Annotated in this window: 9 protein-coding genes; 5 read left to right on the top strand and 4 right to left on the bottom strand. The window is 60.2% G+C overall.

Going from position 1 to position 12,427, the window contains the following annotated elements; translation table 11 throughout:
- Window positions 1-63 precede the first annotated feature (63 nt).
- On the bottom strand, window positions 64-930 hold the full coding sequence (gene hexR / locus PSH86_RS00535) for a transcriptional regulator HexR (RefSeq protein WP_003187110.1): 867 nt from the start codon (window positions 928-930) through the stop codon (window positions 64-66).
- A 442-nt stretch (window positions 931-1,372) separates the two neighbouring features.
- On the opposite strand from hexR, the gene PSH86_RS00530 reads away from it, so the two are divergent.
- A complete protein-coding gene (locus PSH86_RS00530; protein ID WP_109752920.1) occupies window positions 1,373-1,687 on the top strand; it encodes a hypothetical protein in 315 nt (104 codons plus the stop codon).
- Window positions 1,688-1,756: 69 nt separating this feature from the next.
- Here the strand turns inward: PSH86_RS00530 and PSH86_RS00525 are convergent, their stop codons facing one another.
- The gene (locus PSH86_RS00525; RefSeq protein ID WP_109752919.1) at window positions 1,757-4,630 is read right to left on the bottom strand and encodes an EAL domain-containing protein; all 2,874 of its coding nucleotides are present in this window, start codon (window positions 4,628-4,630) and stop codon (window positions 1,757-1,759) included.
- Between the two features lie 261 nt (window positions 4,631-4,891).
- On the opposite strand from PSH86_RS00525, the gene uvrD reads away from it, so the two are divergent.
- The 3 genes from uvrD (at window position 4,892) to PSH86_RS00510 (ending at window position 8,846) form a co-directional block, all read left to right on the top strand.
- Entirely contained in the window at window positions 4,892-7,075 is a 2,184-nt protein-coding gene (gene uvrD, locus PSH86_RS00520; RefSeq protein ID WP_109752918.1) for a DNA helicase II, read from the top strand.
- 347 nt (window positions 7,076-7,422) lie between these two features.
- The gene (locus PSH86_RS00515; protein ID WP_109752917.1) at window positions 7,423-8,298 is read left to right on the top strand and encodes a Tim44 domain-containing protein; all 876 of its coding nucleotides are present in this window, start codon (window positions 7,423-7,425) and stop codon (window positions 8,296-8,298) included.
- A 140-nt stretch (window positions 8,299-8,438) separates the two neighbouring features.
- A complete protein-coding gene (locus tag PSH86_RS00510; RefSeq protein ID WP_003187120.1) occupies window positions 8,439-8,846 on the top strand; it encodes an SMI1/KNR4 family protein in 408 nt (135 codons plus the stop codon).
- 13 nt (window positions 8,847-8,859) lie between these two features.
- Here PSH86_RS00510 and PSH86_RS00505 read toward each other — a convergent pair whose 3' ends face one another.
- Window positions 8,860-10,623 (bottom strand): cation:proton antiporter, encoded by a 1,764-nt coding sequence (locus tag PSH86_RS00505; protein ID WP_109752916.1) that lies wholly within the window; start codon window positions 10,621-10,623, stop codon window positions 8,860-8,862.
- Between the two features lie 281 nt (window positions 10,624-10,904).
- On the opposite strand from PSH86_RS00505, the gene PSH86_RS00500 reads away from it, so the two are divergent.
- A complete protein-coding gene (locus PSH86_RS00500) occupies window positions 10,905-11,390 on the top strand; it encodes an acyl-CoA thioesterase (RefSeq protein WP_109752915.1) in 486 nt (161 codons plus the stop codon).
- Window positions 11,391-11,521: 131 nt separating this feature from the next.
- Here PSH86_RS00500 and PSH86_RS00495 read toward each other — a convergent pair whose 3' ends face one another.
- On the bottom strand, window positions 11,522-12,172 hold the full coding sequence (locus tag PSH86_RS00495) for a hypothetical protein (RefSeq protein WP_305487108.1): 651 nt from the start codon (window positions 12,170-12,172) through the stop codon (window positions 11,522-11,524).
- Window positions 12,173-12,427: the final 255 nt, after the last annotated feature.

The following is a 12,427-nucleotide window of genomic DNA, read 5'->3' as shown; positions in this document are numbered from 1 at the left end:
TGCGCAGCCGAGCGGGAGCAAGCTCCCTCGCCACAGAAACCCCTCAACCTCAGGGTTCGGGATTCAGTCGTCCAGCGCCTTCACCGACTTGGGCGACAACCGCAAGCTGCGCAGGCTGCGCTTCACGCTCTTGAGGTGGTTGACCAGGCTTGGGCCCCGCGCCATGGCGACGCCCATTGCCAGCACATCGATCACCACCAGATGGGCGATACGCGAGGTCAGCGGCGTGTAGATCTCGGTGTCTTCGTGCACGTCGATGGCCAGGTTCACCGTGGACAGTTCTGCCAGCGGCGTCTGGCTCGGACACAAGGTGATCAGCGAGGCACCGCTTTCGCGCACCAGGTTGGCGGTGATCAGCAGGTCCTTGGAACGGCCCGACTGGGAGATGCAGATCGCCACATCGGTGGGTTTCAAGGTCACCGCCGACATGGCCTGCATGTGCGGGTCGGAATAGGCCGCTGCCGTCAGCAGCAGCCGGAAGAACTTGTGCTGGGCATCGGCCGCCACCGCGCCCGAGGCGCCGAAGCCATAAAACTCGACACGCTGGGCCTGGGACATGGCCGTGACGGCTTTTTGCAACGCCACCGGGTCGAGCTTCTCGCGAACCTCCATCAGGGTATGCAGGGTCGTGTCGAAGATTTTCAGGCTGTAGTCCGCGACCGAGTCGTCCTCATGGATCGCAAACTGACCGAAGCTCGCACCGGCCGCCAAGCTTTGCGCTAGCTTGAGTTTCAGGTCCTGGAAGCCCGAGCAACCGATGGCCCGGCAGAAACGCACGATGGTCGGCTCGCTGATGCCGACGCTGTGGGCAAGATCGGCCATGGAGCTATGCATCACGGCCGCTGGATCAAGCAGTACGTGATCGGCGACTTTCAGCTCCGACTTGCGTAGCAAGTGGCGTGACTGGGCGATGTGTTGCAGCAGGTTCAAGGGGCTGGACTCTTGTTATGGGCAGATGCCGGGATGTAGCAAGCTTGTAGTTATACTACAAGAATTGGCTTTTTGCCCGTCCAAAACGTAACTGGATGACCTCGTCGCCCCTTTGTTTTGGCCGAGGATCCGCCGATGTAGCAGCTTGTGCCATAGCGCAAACCTTCAACGCTGCCGATCCGCTGATTTCCAGCCCCGTCCTGAACTTCCAACCCGGGAGGAAATCGTCTATTGGTCATTAGCCAATCACCCAATAACTTGCTCCCCCTCAACAATATATCTCTGCAACACTAGACAGTAGATCTTAAGACAGAACCAAGTAAGCCGTCGAAAACTCATTTCTCCTTACAATACCAACCGCAATTGAGCAGACGCTACCAAGGCAAAGTAGATATATTGGCTCCCGCAGGAAGCAATCAACTTAACTACAGGAGTTACTACCATGAAAATCACGACTAAAGATTGGACCGCACAAATCGACCGCATGCCAGGTGCCGCGTCTTTCCGTACCTTTGGCACCGTCAGTGTAGCCAATAGCGGCGTTATCCCCACGCTGGTACGCAGCGACCTACAGGACAAGTCCTTTGATCTGCGACTGGAATTGAAACTTAAACACTCCGACGGAGTTTCACTGCCGGTACTGACAGACAAGTTCGTTGAATATAAAGAGCTGGGCGACTCCAATGTCACTGGCGTCAGTATTTTTTTCGAAGGCCAGTTACTGCACCACATCGATGAAGTGCTAGTCACTAACTAAGCGTAGACCCCATAACTTCCCGTCAGACGATTTCGTTGCCTGACGGGAAGTTATCGTCGTGGTTCAGGCTCATTCAACCAGGTGTTGCGCCCGCAACAACCCAGCCAACCCTTCAGCCTCTACCGGCCGGCTGATCAGATACCCTTGAACCTCATCGCAACGTTCGTTCCTGAGGAACTCGAGCTGCTCCTGCCGCTCAACGCCTTCGGCCACTACCTTGAGCGACAACCCATGGGCCATTGCAATGATTGCCCGGGTAATGGCCGTGTCCACGCTGCCCTCGCCCAACCCACGAATGAATGCCTGGTCGATCTTCACGTAATCCACCGGGATACGCTTGAGGTAACTCAGCGATGAGTAACCGGTGCCAAAATCGTCGATCGCCAGCTTGACCCCAAGGTCACGCAATTGCTGGAACGTGGCGATGATGTGCTCGACGCTGTCGAGCAACTGGCTTTCGGTCAGCTCCAACTCCAGGTATTGGGGTTCCAGGCCGGTTTCTTCCAGCACTTGCCGCACCAGGCTGACCAGCTTGCCCTGGCGCAATTGATGCACCGACAGATTGACTGACACCCTGATCGGCGCGAGCCCCTGGCGCTGCCATTCGCATGCCTGCCAACAAGCCTGGCGCAACACGAATTCGCCAATCGGCCCGATCAACCCGGTTTCTTCGGCCAGGCCGATGAAATCCCCCGGAGGCACCCGGCCCATGACCGGGTGATCCCAACGCACCAGCGCCTCGGCGGCGTTCAGGCGACCGGTCGCCAGGCACAGTTTTGGTTGATAAAAGACCTTCAGCTGCCGCTCTTCCAAGGCCTTGCGCAGTTGATTTTCCAGTTGCAGGCGCTCCAGCGTGCTGGCCTGGAGGCTGTCGGTGTAGAACTGGAAGTTGTTGCCCCCCAGATGCTTGGCATGCTGCATGGCCATGTTCGCCTGGCTGACCAGCGTTGCAACTTCCCGCGTATTGTCAGGCAACAGGCTGATGCCGATGGAGGCACTGAGCACCAGTTCATGGCCTTCGATGGTCAGCGGCACTCGCAACTTGGCGGCCAGTCGGGTCGCCACCCGCGCCAGGCTTGAAAGGTTGCCATAGGCATCGAACAACACCGCAAACTCATCGCCGGACAGCCGGGCGATGGTATCCGCCTCGGGCAGTGCATTGATCAGGCGTCGGGCCATTTTCTGCAACAACTGGTCGGCGATGTCATGACCAAGGCTGTCGTTGAGCAATTTGAAACGGTCCAGGTTGATATGCAGCAACGCCAGGCTGCGCCGTCCACCCTGGCGCACACGCTGATGGGCCTCGTGCAGGCGCTCACGAAACAGCGAGCGATTGGCCAACCCGGTCAATTCGTCGTAATGGGTCAGGTAGCGCATTCGCTCTTCGGATTCGCGTCGCGCCGAAAGATCGGCGAAGAAGCCTACGATATGACTGACATTTCCCCGAGCATTGCGCACGACATTCAGTTGCAGCCATTGCGGGTACAGTTCGCCGTTGGCTCGCGCCTCTACCAGCTCACCCTGCCAGGTGCCGTGCTGCTTGAGCGATTGGCGAATGACGGGGTAGTGCCGGCGCGCGTCGCGGCTGCACGGCAGCTCAACTACATTGCGCCCGAGCATGTCATCGATATCGAACCCGGTGACCCGGGTGAACGCCTGGTTGGCAGCGAGTAGTACGTAGTTGGGGTCGAAAATCACGATACCTTCGCTGGCGGCCTCGAACACCGTGGCCGCCAGTTGCCGTTGCTGCTCGAGCTCCTTGCTGGCGCTGATGTCGCGCCGGGTGCCGACCATACGCAGCACCCGTCCGCTCTCGCTACGCTCCACCGCCCGGCCACGGTCTTCGATCCAGACCCAGTGGCCATCGCCGTGACGCACGCGGTATTCGATCTGGTAATCCTCGCTGCGGCCCTTGAGGTGTTCGACCAAGGCTCGCTTGAGCGCCGGCAGGTCTTGGGGGTGCAGCCGCGGGGTGAGATGGCTGAGCATCGCCGTGACGTATTCGGGCTCCAGGCCGAACAGTTCCTTGAGCTGAGTGTGGTGGACTTCATCAGTCTGCAGATTCCAATCCCACAACCCCAACTCACTGGCCTTCAGAGCCAGGGCCAGACGCGCCTCGCTCTTGCGCAGGGCCTGGCTGGCGACCTCCAGTTCAAGACTGCGCTGCGCTACCCGCGCCTCCAGGCCAACCTGGGCCGCCCGCAGTTGCTCCTCGGCACAACGACGTTGCTCGACCTCCCGGGCCAGCGCGGTGTTGAGCTCTACGCTCCGGGCCTGCGTCTGCTGCAAGTGCTCGATCAGCGCCTGGTTCTGGAAACGGCGCAGCATGCCGCTTTTGATCAACCGGTTGACTTGCCAGGCCACCACGCTCAGCGAGACCAGCACAATCAGCCCAAGCCAGCCCCACCCGCGTTGCTGCTCATCGCCCCCCCAGAAGAGATAGCCGATGGCCGGCAACAGGCAGGGCAAGGTAAAGGACAGGAACGCAGGCAGACTCACCGCGTAGGCCACGCTGGCCGACAGGGCGGCCGCGCCAATCAGGCCGAACACCCAGGCCTGCTGCTGGAAGCTGTCGGCCGGGACCAGCGCGATGCCAGCCCCGGCCAACGTCAGGCCGGTCATCGCCGAACCCAGCAAAAACATACGCAGCCAGATCGGGTGCGCCTGGCGGCTTGGCATGGCCGAATCGAAAGCCGCCACCTGGATCACCCGCAACGCCACCAGTGACAACAACCAGACGAGCCAGACGCTGACCAGGAAATAGCGCCGCGGCTCCCATAACAGCGCAGCGCAGACCAGACCGTTGAGCAACATGAACAGCGTAGGCAGCAGTGAGCCTTGATACAGCAGACGTGTGCGCTCGACCGCCATCTCCATGGCGTACTGCTTATAGATGACCCGCGGTTCCACACTGGGGCCCGCCGGATCGGAATTGAGGGTCATTGGCACTGTTCTTGTTCTTATTCAGTGGAGCGTGGAGAACCCGAAGCGAGCACCGAGCATACACAAGCCATGGGCCATCCCACACTGCCCCAGCTCATAAAAACGCTGAAAAAAGTCGCTGTTTCATTGGGTGGCGACGCTCTCGAGCGAGCCCCGCCAATGGCTGTAGCCTGTGACCCACCGGTCATCCACAACCGGTCTTTTATCGGCTGATGCAAAGCTCGGTTTGCCCGGGGTGACGCCGCACCCTAGAATGCCCCGATGCGCGATGATCTCTCCCTTCTGCTGAACTCCCTCAACGATGCCCAACGCCAGGCCGTAGCAGCCTCCGTGGGTCGTCAGTTGGTCCTGGCCGGTGCTGGCTCCGGTAAAACCCGAGTGCTGGTGCACCGTATCGCCTGGTTGATCCAGGTCGAGAACGCCTCGCCCCATTCGATCCTGTCGGTGACATTCACCAACAAGGCCGCGGCCGAGATGCGCCATCGCATCGAGCAACTGATGGGCATCAACCCCGCCGGCATGTGGGTCGGCACGTTCCACGGCCTGGCGCACCGCTTGTTGCGGGCGCACTGGCAGGAAGCCGGGCTGAGCCAGACCTTCCAGATCCTGGACAGCGACGACCAGCAACGCCTGGTCAAGCGGGTGATCCGCGAGCTGGGCCTGGACGAGCAACGCTGGCCGGCCCGCCAGGCGCAATGGTTCATCAATGGCCAGAAAGACGAAGGCCTGCGCCCGCAGCACATCCAGGCCAGCGGCGACCTGTTCCTGGCGACCATGCGTAGCATCTATGAAGCCTACGAGGCGGCGTGCCAACGCGCCGGGGTCATCGACTTCTCCGAGCTGCTGCTCCGGGCCCTGGACCTGTGGCGCGACCACCCAGGCCTGCTGGCCCACTATCAAAAGCGCTTCCGGCATGTATTGGTGGACGAGTTCCAGGACACCAACGCCGTGCAATACGCCTGGTTGCGCCTGCTCGCCAAGGGCGGCGACAGCCTGATGGTGGTGGGTGACGACGACCAGTCGATCTACGGCTGGCGCGGTGCCAAGATCGAGAACATTCACCAGTATTCGGCGGACTTCCCCGACGCCGAAGTCATCCGCCTGGAACAGAACTACCGCTCCACCGCCGGCATCCTCAAGGCCGCCAACGCCCTGATCGCCAACAACACCGGGCGCCTGGGCAAGGAATTGTGGACCGATGGCGGCGAAGGCGAAGCGATCAACCTCTACGCCGCCTTCAACGAACACGATGAAGCCCGCTACGTGGTGGAAACCATCGAAAGCGCGCTGAAAACCGGCCTGGCCCGCAGCGACATCGCCATCCTGTACCGCTCCAACGCCCAGTCGCGGGTACTGGAAGAGGCGTTGCTGCGCGAACGGATCCCGTACCGCATCTACGGCGGCCAGCGCTTCTTCGAGCGCGCCGAAATCAAGAACGCCATGGCCTACCTGCGCCTGATCGAAGGTCGCGGCAACGACGCGGCCCTGGAGCGGGTGATCAACGTGCCGACGCGGGGCATTGGCGAGAAAACCGTCGAAGCCATTCGTGATCACGCCCGCCACAGTCACGTCTCCATGTGGGAAGGCATGCGTCAGCTGGTCGCCAACAAAGGCGTGACCGGTCGCGCCGCCGGTGCGCTGAAGGCGTTCATGGACCTGATCGAAGACCTGGCCGCCAAGTGCGGGGAGATGCCACTGCACTTGATGACCCAGACCGTCATCGAGCAATCCGGCCTGATCGCCTACCACGAAGCGGAAAAGGGCGAGAAAGGCCAGGCCCGGGTGGAAAACCTCGAGGAACTGGTCAGCGCCGCGCGCAACTTCGAAAACACCGAAGAAGACGCAGACCTGTCACCGCTGTCGGCCTTCCTGGGCCATGCCTCCCTGGAGGCCGGCGACACCCAGGCCGACGAGCATGAAGACAGCATCCAACTGATGACGCTGCACAGTGCCAAGGGCCTGGAATTCCCCTACGTATTCCTCGTAGGCATGGAAGAAGGCCTGTTCCCCCACAAGATGAGCCTGGAAGAACCTGGGCGTCTGGAAGAAGAACGGCGCCTGGCCTATGTCGGTATCACCCGCGCCATGCAGAACCTGGTACTGACCTACGCCGAAACCCGACGCTTGTATGGCAGCGAGACCTACAACAAGGTGTCGCGCTTCGTACGTGAAGTACCGAAGGGCCTGATTCAGGAAGTGCGGCTGTCCAACAGTGTCAGCCGACCGTTCGGTGGCGGCCAGCAACAGAGCACCAGCAGCCTGTTCGGCGGTAGCGACATCCCGGAAACCGGCTTCAGCCTCGGCCAGACCGTGCGGCATTCGGTATTCGGCGACGGCGTGATCCTCAACTTCGAAGGTGCCGGGGCCCAGGCCCGGGTGCAGGTGAACTTCAGCGAAGGCAGCAAGTGGCTGATGCTGGGGTATGCCAAGTTGGAAGCGATCTAAAAATTTGCTAAACCCTGTGGAGCAAGGCTTGTGGGAGCAAGGCTTGTGGGAGCAAGGCTTGTGGGAGCAAGGCTTGCCCGCGAGGCGGTGGCGCATCCGACATAGATGCGTCAGATAGATCGCTATCGCGGGCAAGCCTTGCTCCCACAGATACCTTCCCCTACCCATACTAGTTTTCCGATAGAACTTGTCCCCCTTTCCTACAGCCCAAAGCGAACAAGCCCTCTTGCGCGGCGAAGCTGAACCTAACCTGTCACGCAAAAGCCCGAAACACTCTGTCGCTAGCCAGCAACAGTTCAGCTGTGCAACATGGCGCGCGTGCTATCCACAAATGGGAATGCCTTTATATGAAACGTTTTCTTAGCATCGCCATGGCGCTGTGCATCGGCCTGACGATGGCCATCGACGCCAATGCCGCCAAGCGTTTTGGCGGTGGTAAAAGTTCGGGCGCAGCCCCGACTCACCAGACCAGCCAGATGGCGCCGTCCTCTGCCGCCGGGTCCACTGCCGCCACCGCAGGCGCGGCCGGTGCCGCGGGCGCAGCCACCAAGGCCAGCGGTGCTTCGCGCTGGCTCGGCCCCCTGGCCGGCATCGCCGCCGGTGGCTTGCTCGCTTCCATGTTCATGGGCGACGGCTTCCAGGGCATGCAGATCTTCGACATCCTGATCATGGCGGTCATCGCCTTCCTGGTCTTCCGCTTCATTGCCGCCCGTCGTCGCAAGCAGCAGGAGCAATTGGCTCCGGCCGGCCACGCGCCGATGCAGCGTGAAGTGTTCAACCAGCAGCCTGCCAGCGGCTCGATCTTCGGTGGTTCGGCAGCGCCTGTGGCCGCCCGTCCGGTCATCAACGCGCCGGCCTGGTTCAACGAGCAACGCTTCATCGAAGCCGCGCGCAGCCACTTCATGTCCTTGCAGCAACACTGGGACGCGAACGAAATGGACAAGATCGCCGAGTTCGTGACCCCGCAACTGCTGGAGTTCCTCAAGCGCGAGCGGGCCGAGCTGGGTGATGGCTTCCAGTCCACCTACATCGACAATCTCCAGGTGCAACTGGACGGTGTCGACGATCGCGCCGACAAGACCATCGCCACCCTGACCTTCAGCGGTGTGTCGAAGGATTCTCGCTTCGACAAGGGCGAAGCGTTCAGCGAAAGCTGGAACATGGAACGTGCCCAGGGTGACGACCAGCCTTGGCTGGTAGCCGGCATCCGCCAGAACGGTTGAACCTTTGCGCGGTTTGCATGTTGAAATAAAAGAACCCCGGCCCAGGCCGGGGTTTTCCATTTCGCGGTTGCATCTATAGCGAGCTACTGTATAAACCGCTCCATGTAGAACCGCGCCATCGAGAAAAGAGGATCCCGGACGTGGAAGAAATCATCGAACAATTGCGTGAAGCCAACGAGCCCGTGCCGGTCCCGCTGGAGTTGCCCGACGAAGACCTGCTGGTAGAGATCGAAGAACAGCTGTTCATCGATATCCCATTCGTCTTCAGAGAGTTTTTGCTGACCGTCAGCGATGTTGTCTATGGCAGCCTGGAACCGGTGACCGTCACCGATCCACAATCCCACACCTACCTGCCAGACGTGGCCGCCAATGCCTGGGATGCCGGTGTCGACCGCAGCCTGATCCCGATCTGCCAGGACGGCGACGATTACTACTGCGTCGAAGAAGACGGCACTGTGGTGCTGTGGCAAGCCGAAGAAGAACTGATCGCCGAAGAAACCTGGGAATCGGTCTGGCACTGGGCCCGGGACGTCTGGCTGGAAAGCTGAGGCCCGACGCTGGTCAATGCCCGGACGATTCCTTGTGATTGTCCAGGGTTTCAAGCAAGGCCACCTGCATCCGCGTATGCAGGCGGATGAACCAGCGCCAGAGCAGTGCCGCCACGGCAGTCGCCACCACGGCGATCAATACCAGTAACTTGTTGGTCGGCAGAATGCTGGCCGACAAGGCTGCCAATAACAGGAAAATCACCAGCAGCGAGAGAATCGGGATCACTTCGGCGATCACCCGACGCACCCGCTGTGTATGGCGGCCAGCCATCTCCGGCTTCACGCCCATCTCCGCCAGCAACATCGACAGCGCCTTGAGCTTGCGGTAGGCGGCGATCAGGAACGGCAGCGACAGCAGCAACGCCCCGCCCCAGATCAACGCCTTCTGCCAGCTCGGGTCGCTGATCCAGGCTTGCAGGTAAGCCGACATCCGCTCGGCAAAATAACCGCCCGAGACAAAAATCGCGATGACCAGCGCCAGGTTGACCCCGACCTGCAGCAAGATCCGCCGGATCATCGACGCCACCATCGCTCCTTCGCCATGGGGCTGGATGCTGCGCAGCCATTCGCCATACATCCCCAATACCCGCGTCAGCCGTTGCGGCATAACCGTCGCCAGCCTGACGGACAGCGGGTCGGCGGCCCGGATCAGGTAAGGCGTGAGCAGTGTGGTCAACACCGAGACGGCGACCGCGACCGGATAAAGGAAGTCGCTGGTGACCTGCAGGGTCATCCCCAATGACGCAATGATGAAGGAGAATTCGCCGATCTGCGAAAGCCCCATCCCAACTCGCAGCGAGGTGCGTCCGTCGTTGCCGGCGATAAAGGCACCGAGGCCGCAGGACAGCATCTTGCCGAGCACCACGGCGCCCGTGATCACCGCAATCGGCCAGGCGTACTGCAGCAATATCGCCGGATCGAGCATCAGCCCGATGGCGACGAAGAAAATCGCGCTGAACAGATCACGCACCGGCTCCACCAGCCGCTCGATTTTCAGCAGTTGCCGGGACTCGGCCATGATCGCCCCGATCAGGAACGCCCCGAGCACCATGCTGTATTCCAGCTTCACCACCAACAGGCAGAAACCGAAGCACAGGCCCAGCACGGTGATCAGCAGCATTTCGTTGCTTTCGAACTTCGCCACGTAGGCCAGCACCCTCGGCACCAGCAGAATGCCGATGACCAACGCCACGATCATGAACAACGACAGCTTGCCGACCGTGGAAAACACCTCGCCGGAGCTCACGGTGCCGCTGACGGCAATGCTCGACAGCAAGGCGATGATGCCAATGCCCAGGATATCCTCGACGATCAACACCCCGAAAATCAGCTGCGCGAAACGCTCGTTCTTCATCTTCAGGTCGTTGAGGGCCTTGACGATGATGGTGGTGGAGGAAATGGCCAGGATCGCGCCGAGGAACAGCGAGTCCATGGTGCTCCACTCGAACCAGCGACCGATTTCATAGCCGATCCAGATCATCAGCACGATTTCGAGGAACGCCGCGATGAAGGCCGTGGCCCCGACCTTGAACAGTTTGCGCAGGCTGAATTCCAGGCCCAGGCAAAACATCAGGAAGATCACCCCGAGTTCGGCCAGGGTCTTGATCGTGTCTTCGTCGTGGATAAAGCCGAACGGCGGCGTATGCGGGCCAATGATGAAGCCGGCCACGATGTAGCCCAATACCACCGGCTGTTTGAAACGATGAAAGAGTACGGTCACCAACCCCGCCGCCATCATGATGATCGCCAAGTCCTGAATGAAGCTGATGGCATGCATGTCGGGGCTCCCTGTTCAAAATGACTCACTGCAGAGCTGGAGAAATCCGTTTCCTCTGTAGGAATTGCCCTCGCAATGGGCTTTTGAAGGGTAACACCGCGACTTCCGACAAAAAGACGGTGCAATATATGGAAACAGATCCATCGGCGCGTGACGGCAACCACAGCCGCAGCGTCCCGATATCGGTGGTTTTTAAAACCTGGGTGACCTGTGTACAGGCCCCTCACCAGCACCCGCAGAGGTGCCCCTCCACAATTGCTGCCTTGAACCGTGAGTACGTTATGGAACCCGGAAACGCCCAACTGTCGATGACGGTGTTGATGACCCCCGATATGGCCAACTTCTCTGGCAATGTCCATGGCGGCACCCTGCTCAAATACCTCGACGAAGTCGCCTACGCCTGCGCCAGCCGTTACGCCGGGCGCTATGTGGTGACCTTGTCGGTAGACCAGGTGATCTTTCGTGAGCCGATTCACGTCGGCGAGTTGGTGACCTTCCTGGCCTCGGTGAACTACACCGGCAACACGTCGATGGAAGTGGGCATCAAAGTCGTGACCGAAAATATTCGCGAACGCTCGGTACGCCACACCAACAGTTGCTTCTTCACCATGGTGGCGGTGGATGACCAGCGTAAACCCGCGCCCGTACCGCCATTGCAGCCGCAAAACAGCGAAGCGAAACGCCGCTACGAACAGGCCCAGCAACGTCGGCAGATTCGTCAGGAACTGGAGCGACGCTACCAGGAGATCAAGGCGGATGGGCCTTGATCGGTCACTTAAAAAATGTGGGAGCGGGCTTGCTCGCGAAAGCGCAGTGTCAGGCAGCATTTAGCTAACTGATTCACCGCTTTCGCGAGCAAGCCCGCTCCCACAGGGGTTTCATGGCGCTTGCTGATGGGTCAGGCCGCTGGCTGATCCAGCTCCAGCCCAACGCCCAGCTGGCGCGACAGGCACGGCCAGCGCTTCCAGGCAGCGCCGGTGTCCGGGCTGCCCAGCTTGTCCCGGTAAGTTTCCACCGACTCCAGCGCAAAGCTGTCTTCGTCGAGCATCTCGTCCACGGCGTGATGCACGGCTTCATCCAACTGGTTGGCGAACGGTTCGCCGATCAAATGGTGGGCGATCAGGTTGGCGACCGTCATGTCCAGCGGGATCAACGGCTGGCTGAAATGCTTGATATACAGATCGTTGACCTCCTCCACCAACCGATGCGCCAGGTAGGCCTCATCCAACAGGCCCTCCAGGCCGACGTGACCTTCCATTACCTTGGGCGGCTGGAGGAAAAACTGTTCGGCGATCTTCAGTACGGGCTTGATCTGCGATTCGATACCGGCTTCGCGGGCCACCTCATTGGCGGCGTCCAGCAAGTCCGGCACCTGCTCGATGTAAGCGGTGACAAAACGGGTCATGACGCCCTTCGCGTCGATGTCTGGCAATTGGATCGCGGCATGCAGATGCGGTAACTGGGCCTCCAGCTGGCGGGTCAATTGGCCGGTCTCGGCTTCGTGTTGTTGGGCTTTTTGGATCTGCTCGCGCAATGCGGCGGTGTTCATGACAACTCCAGGAAACAAAGGCAATGAAATAGGGAAGACATAACTTAGCTGGCGCAAAAACACTCCTAAGACCTATTTTTCATAACCGTCTCTTCCTTGCTACGTCACAGTTATATCGGTTTGCCATCACTCAGGCTCGCATCCTTCTCCATTCGTGGGCTCTAGCGCAAGCCCCGGGTGTTTCAAACGATTTACGCCATCGCGTTGCGAGGTTGCAGGTGCTGTCTATACTCGGTTTGGAATGGAGTTAGCTGA

The organism is Pseudomonas sp. FP2300 (genome assembly GCF_030687595.1).
Classification (GTDB): domain Bacteria; phylum Pseudomonadota; class Gammaproteobacteria; order Pseudomonadales; family Pseudomonadaceae; genus Aquipseudomonas; species Aquipseudomonas bijieensis.
This window is presented reverse-complemented; position numbering and strand designations above follow the sequence as displayed.

What these genes read in the sequence shown, in the direction of transcription:
- PSH86_RS00530 (WP_109752920.1), top strand. Translation starts at nt 1,373, where the DNA reads ATGAAAATCACGACTAAAGATTGGACCGCACAAATCGACCGCATGCCA.
- PSH86_RS00505 (WP_109752916.1), bottom strand. Translation starts at nt 10,623, where the DNA reads ATGCATGCCATCAGCTTCATTCAGGACTTGGCGATCATCATGATGGCG.
- PSH86_RS00495 (WP_305487108.1), bottom strand. Translation starts at nt 12,172, where the DNA reads ATGAACACCGCCGCATTGCGCGAGCAGATCCAAAAAGCCCAACAACAC.
- uvrD (WP_109752918.1), top strand. Translation starts at nt 4,892, where the DNA reads ATGCGCGATGATCTCTCCCTTCTGCTGAACTCCCTCAACGATGCCCAA.
- PSH86_RS00525 (WP_109752919.1), bottom strand. Translation starts at nt 4,630, where the DNA reads ATGACCCTCAATTCCGATCCGGCGGGCCCCAGTGTGGAACCGCGGGTC.
- PSH86_RS00500 (WP_109752915.1), top strand. Translation starts at nt 10,905, where the DNA reads ATGGAACCCGGAAACGCCCAACTGTCGATGACGGTGTTGATGACCCCC.
- PSH86_RS00515 (WP_109752917.1), top strand. Translation starts at nt 7,423, where the DNA reads ATGAAACGTTTTCTTAGCATCGCCATGGCGCTGTGCATCGGCCTGACG.